This is a genomic window from Streptomyces olivaceus, from assembly GCF_000721235.1.
Classification (GTDB): domain Bacteria; phylum Actinomycetota; class Actinomycetes; order Streptomycetales; family Streptomycetaceae; genus Streptomyces; species Streptomyces olivaceus.
In genome coordinates this window covers 11,662-24,181 of sequence record NZ_JOFH01000037.1, presented here as the reverse complement: position 1 = coordinate 24,181, position 12,520 = coordinate 11,662, and the positions used below count along the sequence as shown (strand labels likewise).

The window sequence follows — 12,520 nt, the reverse complement described above, 5'->3', positions numbered from 1 at the left end:
TTGACCAAGCCTGGCGAGGGTGTGGGGGATCTGCATGGATATCGATGGCCGCATCGACTCCTTCGTCCAGAACGGCCCGTCCAGAGCTGTTGTGCTGCGCTCCATGCGCGGAAGGGACCTGTGCGCTCAGCGCAACGCCGATCGCACCTTCCCTGCCGCCAGCCTGATGAAGGTGCCCTTGTTCATCGCATTGCTGGAGCAGCATGACGCCACCCAGGTCGTTACGCGGTCAGACCTCAGCCGTACTGCATACCCGTCCCTGTTTGAGGTATTCGATGAACGGCACGAGTTCACCCTGGCGGAGCTCGGCGGTTTGATGCTCGCCACCAGTGACAACCCCGTCGCCGTTTACCTGACCGACCTCGTCGGCATGGAAGCCGTGACCGCCACTGCTGCGCGGGCCGGCGCGCATCACACACACATGCGCGTGGGATTCACCGACAACGACCTGGGCCCGACGGCAAGAAACAGCATCACGACAGCGAACGACATGGCACTGATCTTGCAGTATGCCGCCGCAGATCCGAAGCTGCAGCCCGTGATCAAAGCCCTACGGAACAGCATGCGCAATTTTCGCCTGCCACTGCGCCTCCCGGACGACCTCCATGTCGCACACAAGACGGGCAGCCTGCGCGGCCTCGCCCACGACGCAGGCATTCTCTACGGCCGCGACCACGACCTCATCGCTGTCTTCCTCAGCGAGGATCAGCCGGACACTGCGACAGTCGGAATTGAGATCGGCGACTGCATCGCAGACGTGTGGCGGGTCCTCGGGGAACCTGTGTAGTCGGACTCACCCATGGCCGACCAGCGCTACCTCATCGCAGAAGTTCGGCGCACGGTGCGCATCTACAACCTCCTGGTGCTACTGGTCGGAGCGGTGGCCCTGGTCCTCTCGGTGAACCGCGCTCACGACGACGTTATCGTCAAATCATTCGAGATCGTTGGCACGACGCTGGTCTCGGCCGCGATGGTTAGCTTCATCTTTGGCCAGATCACCATCCGCGACACAACGCTGCAGGTGAACCAGGCCATTGACCACGCTCTACGCGAAGTCCTCGAACCGATCCGTGAAAACCTCTTCACCGGCGCACTGACCCGCTACCGATGGGACTGCCACCTGGACGGCCTCGGAGCCGACGGGTATGCCGTGCAAGCAATGAGGGTCTCCTACCAAGTACCGGAAATTCCCAGGGAACTAAGATTCATCTGTGTGTCCTCTCTGACCGACGAGCCGTTCAGTGTCCTGGCCAACGACAACAGGTATGTGTTTCGCTGGCAGATAGACGACGGGCTTGAGATGATGGACCGCGAAAGCTTCCGCGTCGATCACGTACGGGTCGACGGCCAGCAACTGGAACCAGCGTCACCGCACCAGTCCACGCTGAGAGGATCCTCGGCCGTCGAATTCAGGTTCCCCCTGTCAGAGCTGCACCGGCACAGCGGATTCCACTCTGTGGAGTTTTGCGTTGTCGCTCGCAAGTACTTGGGAACGGACCGAGAGATCAGGGTCCAGGCTCACCTCTTCAGACCCGTCCTGGACGCCGAATATCGGCTGACCGTTGGAGAATCAATCGGAGCTCAGATTCTCAACACGCAGGTCTCCGGACTGAGCCGCCTCGGTACGGGCGGGCTGACCCAACACGGCCGCACTCACCCGGCGTTCGGCCAGGCGGCCGCCCATGCGATCTTCACCACCCCGCTACAGACAGGCAGTAGCGTCGTGTTCACCATCGACCGCGGCAATCCGCGCCGGACAGGCCTCGGTGCCGGAGCGCCCTGACGATGATCGTGGTCTCGGACACCACAAAAACCGCAGTCATAGCACCCGGCAACAAGGACGCCGACCCGATTCCGGTATGCGGGCCACCGGAGCCTCGTGGCGCACCAGACGACGCCGCCGACGCCCTGGCGTCGTCGCGGCCCTCGATGACACCCGGTGCGACGCACGGCAGGCGTCCCGGCACGAAAACATGGCCGACGAGGCGCTGCGCGAGCTCGGCACGCTGGAGCAGACCGAGCCTCATACCGGGGACGAAGCCGTCCGGGACGAACTCACCCGGCGAGCCGGCGGGTACGTCCAGGCCGACGTCGACGGCTGGCTCGCCCACCCCTCTCGCCGCGAACCTCGGGCACTACCGTGACCCGGCCGCCTGCAAAGAAGCCGCCGTCCGCAACCGCGTCAAACGCTGACAGCCCGGCCCCGGCCATGCGTGGCCATGGGAACGACTCGACCGAACCACCTCGTGGTCATGCCGGGCCAGCGCCGAACGCGATTCCCGCGAGCGTGTGCTGGAGCCGGCGGCAGGCTCGGGCAAGGCGTGCGGGGGTATCGGCTGGGGCGTCGGGCTCGGCATGGGTGCGGAGAACGGTCAGGTGGTGGCCGTTGCGGGTGAGGTCGGCGCGGGCGGTGAGCTGGTCGTCGGTGAGCAGGGGACAGACGTAGTAGCCGTACGTGCGGTGTTCGGCGGGTTTGTAGGCCTCGAAGACGTGGGTGAAGCCGAAGAGGCGCCGTGTGCGGGGCCGGTTCCAGACCAGGTTGTCGAAGGGGCCGAGGAGCTGGGCCTGTTCGGGGGAGGTGGGGGGTGGGTTGAGGGCGTCGGGGTGGGTCCAGGTGTTGGGCGGCCAGTGGGGGATGGTGGTGGGCAGGAGCGGGGTGTGGGGCAGGAGTCGGGTGGCGTGGCGGGTGGGGATGCGGAGGTAGTCGGCGAGGTCGCTGGTGGTGGCGGTGCCCAGGGCGCGTCCGGCGTGGGTGAGGAGTGTGGTCAGGCAGGCGTCGTCGGTGAGGGTGTCGGTGTGGAGGTGGTCGGGGAGGTGGCGTTCGGGCAGGTCGAACAGGCGCTGCCAGCTGGCAGTGCGGTGCACGCAGATGAGGTCGCCGGCCCACAGCATGAACTCCACGGCCCGTTTGGCGGGCCCCCAGGACCAGCCGGCCGACGCCTGAGCACCGGGCGGGCGCAGGCCGGCGTGCGTCAGGGGGCCGTGTTCGCGGAGCAGGGCGAGGATGCGGCAGCGTTCGGCGGGCGGCGGGTATTCGGGACGGCGGCGGGCGGCGCGCCGGCGGAACGCCCACAGGGGCCAGTCGTCGAGGGGGACCAGGGCGTGGGCGTGGGCCGGGTATTCGAAGGTGAGGGGACGCTGCTGGTGGTGCAGGAGGGTGTCGGCCTGGCTGGTGGTGAGGTGGGGGAGGCGGGCGGTGAGGGTGAGCTGGTGGGCCCGGGCCAGGGCGGTGATGGAGTCCAGCTGGACGATCCGCAGCCGTTGCAGGACGTCGTCCAGGCTGAGGGCGGTGGGGTCGAGGAGTGTGGCGGCGACGGCGATACGCCGTGCCTCGTGCGGGGTGAGGCGGAGCGGTGGGGTCATGGGCCGGCGGGTACCTCGCTGCCGGGGCCGGGCTGTGCGGCGGGCTCGGGGGCTGCCGCGGGCTGTGGGGGAGGGGTGAGGAGGAGGGCGGTCAGCAGGCCGCCGGCCGCGCAGGCGGAGAGGACGGCGAGAGCGGTGTGGAAGTGCTGGCCGGCGGTGAGGGCGCCGATGGCGATGGCGGTGATGCCGTTGGAGATGTCGGTGCTGGCCCCGACCCAGGTGTTGGCCTCCACGCGTACGTCGTCGGTGGCGGTGGCGTCCAGGAGGAGGAACGCGGTGATGAACAGGGGGGTGACGAACAGTCCGGACAGCAGGAGCAGGACGGCCAGGACGAGGGGCTGGTGGGCCAGGAGCAGGAAGCAGCCGGGCAGGGCGAAGCCCGCGGTCAGCAGCCGGTACAGAGTCCACGGCGGAATGCGGCGGGTGGGCAGTACGGCGTAGAGGAGGCCTCCGATGACGCCGCCGGCCGAGATCGCGGCGAGCAGGGGCCCGATCTGCGCGGTGGCGTGCTGGGCCTGGCTGTAGGCGGGCACGTAGATGCCGGTTCCGCCGAACAGGCAGCCCATGACGAGCAGCGGCCCCATGATCATCAGGATGCGGGGCTGGGCCAGGGGCCCGAGCCACCGGTGCGCACGCCCCGCCGCCCGCCCGCGCGCGGGGGCCGCAGGGGGGAGGGCGGGGCTCAGGCCCCAGTGCCGGGCCGCAGCGAGGTACAGGGCCATGGTGAGCAGGTAGCAGGCGGCGGCGGTCTGGTAGGCGGCGATGGCGCCCAGGAGGGTCACGGCGGTGCCCGCGGCCAGGGGAGCGGCGACGAAGCCGGCTTCCTCCAGGAGGCTGTCGGCGGTGTGCACCGTTTTGAGGTGCTGCGGGTCGACGAGCCGGCGCCAGGCCGAGCGCAGGGCCGCGTTGAGGGGAGGCCCGCTGATGCTGGCGGTGATGACCAGGAACAGGGTGGTCCACCACGGCCACCGGGCGGTGACGCTGACGGCCGCCAGTGCCGTCAGCGTCATGGCCACGGCGGCCATGACGGGCAGGGCGTGCCGGTGCCCGTAGCGGTCCAGGAGCCGGCCCCGCAGCGGGACCAGGAAGGCCAGCACGAGGGTGTGGCCGCCGCCGACGAGTGCGGCACGGGCGTAGCCGTAGCGGTCGGCGAGCGCGAGCAGCAGCGTGATCGGCAGGGTGGCGGCGACGGTGCGGGCTGTGAACGCCAGCCCCAGCAACGGCCCGGCGGGCGGCCGCAGGACAAGCGTGAGCGAGCCGTCGGAAGGTCGGCGGCGGGCGGCGCTCATGACGCCGGGCAGGGGATGTCGGAGGCGGTGGCGCGCACGGTGTCGGGGTGCAGCAGCAGGAGCCGGGCGACCGGCTGCCCCCGGCGCACCGTGAGGGGCCGGGTGGGGCGCACGGCGATGCTGATGCCTCCGCCGCCGGTCATGGCGTTGACGGTTTTCGCCCGCAGGACACCGACCGGAACCTCCAGCCCGTGAAGGGGAGGGTCCAGCGGCAGCACCAGCACGAAGTACGGTTCGGCGACCGTCACGGCCACGCCGAGGCGCCACTCAGCGCTGCCCTGCCCGTTGGGCAGGAACATCCCCTCCCACTCACCCGCTCCGTTGCGGAAGTCGTACAGCCGCATCCACTGTCCGCCGGCCACCGAGATCCAGTCGGTTCCGCGGCGCCACATCTGACCGCCCCCGGCCCGCAGGCTCACGGCCCGGGCCTCCTCCCCGTCCGGGATCCCGACATCGGTGTCCTTGATCGGAGTCATCGTGCAGGACACCGGCGAGCGCACCGTCCAGCCCAGCGTGTGCCCCATGACCCACGGCGGACAGTCCTGCGGCAGACGGGTCACGCGCACATGCCGAAACTGGGCCGCATACAAGTCGCGTTCGGCCCGGGCCGCCGCCCGGTCGACGCACGGCTTGTCGGGCAGCAGCGACCACGGATACAGCGCGGTGAACTCGATATCAGCCAAAACAGCAGCAGACTTCCTGTGCGGCGAACAGAGACGGTGACAACCGCTCGTCCCGCGCGGCAACCGTGCGCGGGAACGAGCGGTCCCAGGGGCGTGGAGGGGTCAGGCGCGGAGACGGTCCGCACGCTGCGCGCGGGCCTCTGCCGGCAGCGTGTCGAGGTCGAACATCGTCACTGAGCACGGCCCGTAGCCGACGACGACGGGCTCGCAGGCGAAGACGTCCTCGTCGCGGTCCAGCGGCGCGGAGGACAGATCGATCACCGTGAGGGTGTTGGGCTCGTAGTCCAGCTCCGGCGCCAGCCCCAGCACCGTGGCCCTCGAAAAGTTGGTGACGTAGGCGGTCTCGTCACGGGCGTCGACGACCAGACCGCGCGGGCCGGCACCCACCGGAATGTGCCGCGTGACCTGAAGCGTCTCCACGTCGATGACGTAGACCCGGCTGACGGTCTCCACCGTCAGCAGTGCATGCCGCCCGTCCGGGCTGAACTGGATAGCCCTCCCGCCGATGAACCCGATGTCGACGTTGGTGACCGCGTCGGTGGCGGTGTCGATCACCGTCACGTACGGTGCCTGCGTGTTGGCGACGAACACGCGCTGGCCCGACGGGTCGATGGCCAGGCTGTAGGGGTGCGCGTACCGGTCCACCGGGATCTGCGCGACCTCCGCCACCCCTGCCGCGTCCCCGTCGTCGACCAGCGCGGACAGGTCGAGCTTGCTGACGTGCCCGGCGCCCCACACGCACACGTACGCGGTGCGGCCGTCCGTGGTGATCCCCATGTGCCGCGGGTCCCGGCCCACCGGCACCTGCCGCAGCTCGACGTTCAGCTCCAGGTCCACGATGCTCACGGTGTCGCTGCCCGAGTTCGACACCAGCAGGTAGCGATCCCCGGGCAGCAGACCCTGACCGCGCGGCCCGTGCCCGACCTCGATCCGCCGCACCTCCTCCAACGCCACCGCGTCGATCTCCGACACCGTGTTCTGCGAGGTGTTGCACACGAACCCCCGCCCGTCCGCGGTGAACTTGACGCCACCCCGCGGGGCGTTGCCGACACGGATCTGCTCGATCCGCCGGTGCTCGCCCGGCCCTGTCTTCGCCACCACCGAGATCGTCCCGTCGTCGGTGTCGGTCGTGAAGAACTGCACGTTACGCGCCATCACTGGCTCCCTTTTCTTCGACTTTTTCCGTACTCGCTGTCCTCTTGCTTCCAGCTTTAGAGAATGGTCAGCCGGAACGTGCCATGTAGTTCAGGTTCCAGGAAAGAGAAATACGCACTCCCTCATCCTGGAATGTGGGTACCGCGTGCCGCAGCCACCCCGGAATCAGCACCAGATCGCCCGGCGCACACACCAGACGGACCCGCTGCTCCTCCCCGGCCAGGGAAATACCCGCATCGAAGTAGTCCACAAAATGCCGCGGATCCAGCAGATCAAGCTCACAGGGCCCCGGAGCGGCCACATAGTAGATCGCCGACCACGCCGTATTGGGATGGAAGTGCGGCTCATGCCGGTCACCGCTGCGATACACGCTCGCCCAGCTGCGGCGAGCCACTACACCCACCACTGGCGCCCGCCCGCCCTCGCCCTCGCGTTCCCGTGACCGCAGATACGCCTCGGCGAGCGACACCCCAACCAGCTTCTCGACCAGCTGGCCGGCCATCCGCCCCACCCACCGGGTCAGCTCCTCCAGCCCCGGATCACCCCACGACGCCAGATCACCCGCCGACTCCGTCTTGTACCCGAAGTCCTTCCTCCCGCCCCCCACCCGGGACAGGACCAACTCCTCCAGCCGTGCATTGAGCTCACCGGCTTTCGGATAAGAAAGACGCGCCACAGGAGTAGGGAAAGCCTGAAGCAGATGCGTCCCTGCGGACGTGCCTGAGGAATCAGGCGCAGAAGTATCTGAAGAGCCCAGCATGAACCATCCCGGAATGTGCCGAAAAAATCACTCGGGCAGTGAAATCAGTCTCCGGTCCGACGGCGACTGTGTGCAAGGGGCACCTTCCGCAGCACGGGGAGGCGCACAAAGGGCGCACTCTGAAAAAACCGTTCTTCTCGCTCCTGGGCGTCACACACGGCAACCAAATCGCTCCCGTGTTCGCCCGCATGTCCAGCCCGCCACCCACCGGTCCGCCTCGTACGCCTCACGTGCCTCAGAGCCCCACGCCACCCCACAATGAGCGAAAACGGCGCAACAGGCGGCGTACTCGATATACCTTGCCGAGAGTCGGCGTCCCCCTTGCACCACCAGCCACCTCACCCTGCCCAGACACTCACGCCCGCACCCCATGCACCCACCCGGTACACGTCCCGCACGCCGCCATTCAAAGCAAGGACTCCTCCGCCCATGCCCACCTCCTCCGACACCAACCAGGTCCTCCACGGGGGCCTGCACCATGTCGAAATCTGGGTCCCCGACCTCCAACGAGCCATCGAAGACTGGGCCTGGCTCCTCGAGTCCCTCGACTACACCCTCTACCAGACCTGGGACAACGGCAGAAGCTGGCGTCACCACACCACCTACCTCGTCTTCGAACAGTCACCCGACCTCGTCCACCACCGCCATGACCGCTGCGCACCCGGGCTGAACCATCTCGCTTTCCACGTCGCCACCCGCGCCGACGTAGACACCCTCACCGACAAGGCGATCGCCGACGCTGGCTGGAGCCTGCTGTTCCCCGAACGCCACCCTCACGCCGGCGGTACCCAGCAGTACGCCGCCTACATCGAGAACCGCGACGGCTTCGAGGTCGAGCTCGTCGCCGTAGCGCCGTGAGGGACCGGCCCAGCATGGGAGGGATGACAGCTGCCGGAGGAAGCGGATACGGTGTCTTTGACGCGCCCCTGCTTCAGCGACCATGGTCGCCGCTCAGGAAGACAGGAAAGCCATGAGTGACCTCCCCGCCGAGGAGGTTCTCCCCCTGCTGCTGCACAGTGTCCCCGAATCCGCGGCGTTCTTCGCGGAGAAGTACCAGATGCCCGCAGACTCAGCCGCCGTGGCCCGCGACGCTTTCCTGGATCTGTACGAGGTACTGGCCGAGTGCTTCACGGCACCCGTCCTCATGCCGCAGTTGGAGAGACCCATCCCGGACCCGGAACTGCTCGGACGGTGCTGGGACTTCGTGGAACGTATCGTGGACCATCCCTCACAGCACGTCAGAGGTGCCGTGTACTTTGAGGTTCTCGAACAACTGCTGCATGAAGGATGCCTCGTGGAAGCCGCTTGGCCGCACATGAAGGACCGGGCCCAGGCCCGCACCGTGAAGATGCTGGATTCCTACGGGGTCGTCCTGCCCGGCCTCAACCGACGATAGCGCTGGCAGGGCTTCGTAGTTGCCTCGAAACAGCCCTCACACTGAACTACGGAACCACTCGGGCGACCATCTCCTAAACCGCGAACGTCCGGTTGCGAACGTCTGCCGATAGGCATCGCCGCACGTGTGTTCGCGGGCGGCCTGTGCGGCCGTCTATGGGCCTTGCCCCCGAGGGGCGACCGAGGTATCCCAGAGGAGCGGCCGCAAAGGCGATGGCGACCGTCACCGCCTCGGGGAAGAAGCCGGCGTCCGCGAGCGACATAGCCGACACGAACTCGGACGGAACCCCAGGCGGTCGGGGACTGGTGCCGCTCCAGCCGCTGCGATACGGAAGCACAAAGCCCGTTACGATGCCGGTGCCTCGAGTGATGCAGCCCTGGCGGACCCGCTTGCCTCAGCGGGCCAGTGGCTCCTGTCGCGGTAGCGAGCAATCCGCAGGGAGCGAAGAGCGGACGTCATCGAAGGCCGTCGCTCGCCCGGCCAGGTCTCATCGTGCCAGTCTGTTGCAGGCGGCGATACGCGAAAGACAGAGACCCGGCCGGGGGGAACGCAAAGCCTGGGTCTCTACTTACCCTTCCCGGCTGCGGTGGCTTCGAACGCTGCCACGGGTGCAGGCTCACCGCTCGCGGTGTAGTAGACCGAGGAGCCCTGCTTGGTGCGCTGTGCCTGCTGCTTGGCAACAAGGCCTTCGAGCGTGTTGCGCACCACGGTGGTCTGGACAGCGCGTTCGGGGTGAGCTTGGTTCAGCGCGGCATGGACTTCTGCGGCGGATCGCGGTTCGCTCTGCGCGGCAAGATACCGGCGGACGAGTTCGACGAGCGTGGGCGCGTTGCTCTTCGCCGAGGTTGCCTCGGCCGAAGTCTTGATGGCACGTGCCTTCTTGGTGGCGGGCCTCTTGGTCGCTGTGCGACCCCGGGAGGCTGCCGTGGTCTTTTCGGCTCGTGAGCCCCTGTCACCGGTAGGCTCAGCGGCCACCTTCTTGCGGGGTGAGGGCACTTCAGTGTCCGCACCGGCAGCCCCGGGCCCAGCGCCGGCCAGTGCCTGCTGGATGTTGACCAGCACACTGTGGTCATGTTGCAGGGCGGTGAGCTTCTCCTGAAGCGCGGCGATGTCCGCGCCGATGCGCTCCCGCTCCTTGGCGTTGTGCTCGAGGTCGCCAGCCACCTGGGCGGCGTATTGTGAGGCCACTTCGGTGGGGGTCGAGGTCTCCGGCATGGGCTATTTCTCCCTGATATCAGAGGGCGGAGAGGGTGAGGTGGCTGCCGGACGGTAAACGCCCTGGTTGTTCCTGGCAAACCGTAGCAACCACTGTGTATACCCCGGTGCAGAGATAGTACGGACGAAGGACGGGGATCGTTCCTCTGAGTTAAGCCCGTGCCCATCGCCGTACGGGGGCGGGGAGTTGCAGCACTACCTGTCCCGGTCTGCCGAGCCGCCCGGCTGCTGGCGCGTGAACTGCCAGGACACTTCATCGGTGTCGTGATGGTGGCGCCAGGCCAGCAAGACGTGTGCCGCGGCCAGTCGGTCGAGCAGTTCCTTGGTCTGCTGCGGGGAGTGCCCGCACAGGCGACACACTGTGTCCAGGTCGCTGGTGCTGACTGCGGAAGTGATGGAATGCGAGGCGAGTACGAGCGCCGTCAACCGCAGTGCGGCAGACGTTGCCGGCGCCAGCATCAGGGGCGCCGGGTGCAGTGCCCAGTGAGCGGCGCGACGCCGTTCACTTCGGCCTGGAGCCTGGCCCAGCACTGCGGCATCCAGCAGCCGTACGGTCATTGACCCGCACTGCGTGCCGGTTGCCTCCATCCAGCCGGCCTGGGCCAGCTCCAGCCACAGCTCCTGGCGCCCGCGCAACCGCATGCTGCGCAGCAGCCCGTCCGCAAGGACGACATACCCTCGCGTGTCCGCACGCAGGGCACACTGCAGGGCGAGCAGCCGGGCAGCGGGTGAGGTGAACTGCGGGAGCGCGGCGGCCAGGTAGGTGAGCATCTCCCGCACACGGGCTCGCTCGCCAGGCCCGGAAGAGGCGCTGTGGCGGGGACGCCGCGGCACGCGTCCTGCCGACTCGAGCCGTGGCGCGCCGAACAGGGTGTCCGGTACGAGGGCGGTACCGCCGGTTACTGAGGCGCAGGAGGCGCAGGTGTCGGCCAGGCGCCAGGAGCGCCCACCGGCGTGGCGGGTGAGCGCGAGGAGTACCCGCCCACCGCATCCCCGGCTGCGGGGGTGCCAGGAACAGCCCAGGGCCCGGCACTGGCACGTGCGCAGATGCCCGGGCAGCACCTCCGTGCGGGCATGGCTGGCCAGATGGGCCAGAGCCGCCGAACGGGCCGAGGACGCATCCGCCACGGGAGCATGGGCCTGGCACTGGAGGCAGAACAGCCCCGGTCCTTCCGCCTGCGGTCGCAGTTCGACCGTCCAGACGCGCCGCACCGCGGCCTGTGTAGCGGCCAGCCTCATCGGCTCGTCGTCCTCCCGTGAACGCGACTGGTAGCAGGGGTCTTGGCGGCAGGCGCCAGAACGCCAGAACGGTAGTGCAGATTCCTGCACCGTAAACGTCACCCTCACCAGCACAGATAGTGCAGAAACTCGCACTGACAGGGCAGTCTTCTGCACCGTCGGATGGGGGAGTGACGATCTTGCCCCCCGACCCCGACTTCAGCGCACTACGCGTGGAATTCGCACGCCTGCGGGGCGAACGCGGCTGGACCTTCGACGAACTCGCCAGCCGCAGTGGCCTGGCCCGCCGCACCCTCATCGACCTGGAACACGGCCGCACCCCCGGCAACCTCACCACCTGGCACCTCCTCGCCCACGTCTTCGACGTACCCATCGAGCAGCTCCTCGCGGCACTGTGCACCAACCACACCCCACCGGGCCGCAGCGACGCCTGACAGGCCCCCCGCACCCCGCGATCCACGCCGCGCCGAATCACCCGAAGAGGCGAGAAGCCACCGCACGCACGTACGGACATCCGCTCACGCATTCGCGCGTACTGGGCCGTTCGCGGGACCTGCGGCAGCCGCAACACCTTCTGCGCCGTGCCGACTGGCACGGTCCGCCGCATGCGTCCCCACCCCACCCGCACCCACGCGGCCCGCCCACGGCGCCCGCACGTACCCGCCACCAGCCCGAGCCGCCTCCTACACGAACATCTCCGGACCCGCCGTACCTGCGGCCACCGGATCGAGCTCCACACAGACGCCGACCGTCGGCCCGCCGCCCCGCATCCCGCAGAACTGATCACCGACGAGGCCCCCACGGACTACCGCCGGCACCTCACTCCCGGCACCGCCCGCCCCGACGACGCCAGCAACACGTGGCGCCGAACCCCGCACCGGCTCATCAGCCCCGGCCACGTCCGCGTCCCGCAGGCAGCGCCACGCCCAGACGCCCATCGCCTGCGGCTCGTACTCAACACCCGCCGCCCCCTCGACAACGGCCTGCCTGCCCCCGAGCCACACCGCTCACAACAGCTGGCCGCCCCACAGCCCTGCCCGCTCAGGTGCATCCTGCTCCACCCCTACCCGGCCCCCACGCCGGCCCAAGACACCAGCCGCGTGGCACAGCCCTCCCGGCGCCACCCCCGTGTCCAGTGCCTCCTGGCCGTTCGCGTCCCTGCCAGCGCCTGGAGACTCCTACAGCCCGGCCCACAGCGAGGCCCGGGCCAACCCCCGCCGCCGGCCGCGGTCCACGCTCTCAACCGGCTCGACCGCGGTGAACGACTGCGCCAGCGCACCCACCGCTGCCCAAGCCCTGCAGATGACGCCACCGGCCACAGCCCGACCGGACGGCAGGCCAGCGACCCCCTTCGCCACGCCGGCCACCACCACACCCGCCCCACGCGTTCGTCACCCTGCCCCACTCAAAGGGCGTGACC

At 68.7% G+C, this 12,520-nt stretch carries 14 protein-coding genes; 7 read left to right on the top strand and 7 right to left on the bottom strand.

Features of this window, described 5'->3' with window-relative positions; translation table 11 throughout:
- The first annotated feature begins 34 nt into the window (after positions 1 to 34).
- The 3 genes from IG94_RS0131780 to IG94_RS39010 all read left to right on the top strand — a co-directional run bounded on the left by IG94_RS0131780 (position 35) and on the right by IG94_RS39010 (position 2,144).
- Complete coding sequence (locus tag IG94_RS0131780) at positions 35 to 787, top strand: serine hydrolase (protein ID WP_031045246.1); 753 nt, start codon at positions 35 to 37, stop codon at positions 785 to 787.
- A 12-nt stretch (positions 788 to 799) separates the two neighbouring features.
- On the top strand, positions 800 to 1,783 hold the full coding sequence (locus IG94_RS0131775; RefSeq protein WP_031045243.1) for a hypothetical protein: 984 nt from the start codon (positions 800 to 802) through the stop codon (positions 1,781 to 1,783).
- 190 nt (positions 1,784 to 1,973) lie between these two features.
- Positions 1,974 to 2,144 (top strand): hypothetical protein, encoded by a 171-nt coding sequence (locus tag IG94_RS39010; RefSeq protein WP_224326580.1) that lies wholly within the window; start codon positions 1,974 to 1,976, stop codon positions 2,142 to 2,144.
- Between the two features lie 106 nt (positions 2,145 to 2,250).
- On the opposite strand, the gene IG94_RS0131765 is transcribed toward IG94_RS39010, so the two are convergent.
- The 5 genes from IG94_RS0131765 to IG94_RS0131745 form a co-directional block, all read right to left on the bottom strand.
- On the bottom strand, positions 2,251 to 3,363 hold the full coding sequence (locus IG94_RS0131765) for a DNA glycosylase AlkZ-like family protein (protein ID WP_052410955.1): 1,113 nt from the start codon (positions 3,361 to 3,363) through the stop codon (positions 2,251 to 2,253).
- On the bottom strand, positions 3,360 to 4,652 hold the full coding sequence (locus IG94_RS0131760) for an MFS transporter (RefSeq protein ID WP_078892500.1): 1,293 nt from the start codon (positions 4,650 to 4,652) through the stop codon (positions 3,360 to 3,362). Before IG94_RS0131760 ends, IG94_RS0131765 begins: the two co-directional genes overlap by 4 nt.
- The gene (locus tag IG94_RS0131755; protein ID WP_031045233.1) at positions 4,649 to 5,335 is read right to left on the bottom strand and encodes a hypothetical protein; all 687 of its coding nucleotides are present in this window, start codon (positions 5,333 to 5,335) and stop codon (positions 4,649 to 4,651) included. The genes IG94_RS0131760 and IG94_RS0131755 overlap by 4 nt, the downstream gene beginning before the upstream one ends.
- 102 nt (positions 5,336 to 5,437) lie before the next feature.
- Positions 5,438 to 6,490, bottom strand: coding sequence for a beta-propeller fold lactonase family protein (locus IG94_RS0131750; protein WP_031045231.1), 1,053 nt, complete (start codon positions 6,488 to 6,490; stop codon positions 5,438 to 5,440).
- 67 nt (positions 6,491 to 6,557) lie between these two features.
- Complete coding sequence (locus IG94_RS0131745) at positions 6,558 to 7,166, bottom strand: putative 2OG-Fe(II) oxygenase (protein ID WP_224326578.1); 609 nt, start codon at positions 7,164 to 7,166, stop codon at positions 6,558 to 6,560.
- A 513-nt stretch (positions 7,167 to 7,679) separates the two neighbouring features.
- Between IG94_RS0131745 and IG94_RS0131740 the strand changes: the two genes are divergently transcribed.
- Together IG94_RS0131740 and IG94_RS0131735 are read left to right on the top strand one after the other, a co-directional pair.
- The gene (locus IG94_RS0131740) at positions 7,680 to 8,108 is read left to right on the top strand and encodes a VOC family protein (protein WP_052410954.1); all 429 of its coding nucleotides are present in this window, start codon (positions 7,680 to 7,682) and stop codon (positions 8,106 to 8,108) included.
- A 112-nt stretch (positions 8,109 to 8,220) separates the two neighbouring features.
- Positions 8,221 to 8,646, top strand: coding sequence for a hypothetical protein (locus IG94_RS0131735; protein WP_031045220.1), 426 nt, complete (start codon positions 8,221 to 8,223; stop codon positions 8,644 to 8,646).
- A gap of 564 nt (positions 8,647 to 9,210) precedes the next feature.
- Here the strand turns inward: IG94_RS0131735 and IG94_RS0131730 are convergent.
- Together IG94_RS0131730 and IG94_RS43755 are read right to left on the bottom strand one after the other, a co-directional pair.
- Complete coding sequence (locus tag IG94_RS0131730; protein WP_031045217.1) at positions 9,211 to 9,861, bottom strand: hypothetical protein; 651 nt, start codon at positions 9,859 to 9,861, stop codon at positions 9,211 to 9,213.
- A gap of 195 nt (positions 9,862 to 10,056) precedes the next feature.
- On the bottom strand, positions 10,057 to 10,632 hold the full coding sequence (locus IG94_RS43755) for a hypothetical protein (protein WP_224326576.1): 576 nt from the start codon (positions 10,630 to 10,632) through the stop codon (positions 10,057 to 10,059).
- A 638-nt stretch (positions 10,633 to 11,270) separates the two neighbouring features.
- Between IG94_RS43755 and IG94_RS0131720 the strand changes: the two genes are divergently transcribed.
- The gene (locus IG94_RS0131720) at positions 11,271 to 11,534 is read left to right on the top strand and encodes a helix-turn-helix transcriptional regulator (protein WP_031045211.1); all 264 of its coding nucleotides are present in this window, start codon (positions 11,271 to 11,273) and stop codon (positions 11,532 to 11,534) included.
- A gap of 171 nt (positions 11,535 to 11,705) precedes the next feature.
- Positions 11,706 to 12,518, top strand: coding sequence for a DUF6083 domain-containing protein (locus tag IG94_RS44415; RefSeq protein ID WP_224326575.1), 813 nt, complete (start codon positions 11,706 to 11,708; stop codon positions 12,516 to 12,518).
- The last annotated feature ends 2 nt before the right edge of the window (positions 12,519 to 12,520 follow it).

What these genes read in the sequence shown, in the direction of transcription:
- IG94_RS0131740 (WP_052410954.1), top strand. Translation starts at nt 7,680, where the DNA reads ATGCCCACCTCCTCCGACACCAACCAGGTCCTCCACGGGGGCCTGCAC.
- IG94_RS0131765 (WP_052410955.1), bottom strand. Translation starts at nt 3,363, where the DNA reads ATGACCCCACCGCTCCGCCTCACCCCGCACGAGGCACGGCGTATCGCC.
- IG94_RS0131775 (WP_031045243.1), top strand. Translation starts at nt 800, where the DNA reads ATGGCCGACCAGCGCTACCTCATCGCAGAAGTTCGGCGCACGGTGCGC.
- IG94_RS39010 (WP_224326580.1), top strand. Translation starts at nt 1,974, where the DNA reads ATGGCCGACGAGGCGCTGCGCGAGCTCGGCACGCTGGAGCAGACCGAG.
- IG94_RS0131750 (WP_031045231.1), bottom strand. Translation starts at nt 6,490, where the DNA reads ATGGCGCGTAACGTGCAGTTCTTCACGACCGACACCGACGACGGGACG.
- IG94_RS0131780 (WP_031045246.1), top strand. Translation starts at nt 35, where the DNA reads ATGGATATCGATGGCCGCATCGACTCCTTCGTCCAGAACGGCCCGTCC.
- IG94_RS0131735 (WP_031045220.1), top strand. Translation starts at nt 8,221, where the DNA reads ATGAGTGACCTCCCCGCCGAGGAGGTTCTCCCCCTGCTGCTGCACAGT.
- IG94_RS0131730 (WP_031045217.1), bottom strand. Translation starts at nt 9,861, where the DNA reads ATGCCGGAGACCTCGACCCCCACCGAAGTGGCCTCACAATACGCCGCC.
- IG94_RS43755 (WP_224326576.1), bottom strand. Translation starts at nt 10,632, where the DNA reads ATGCTCACCTACCTGGCCGCCGCGCTCCCGCAGTTCACCTCACCCGCT.
- IG94_RS44415 (WP_224326575.1), top strand. Translation starts at nt 11,706, where the DNA reads ATGCGTCCCCACCCCACCCGCACCCACGCGGCCCGCCCACGGCGCCCG.
- IG94_RS0131760 (WP_078892500.1), bottom strand. Translation starts at nt 4,652, where the DNA reads ATGAGCGCCGCCCGCCGCCGACCTTCCGACGGCTCGCTCACGCTTGTC.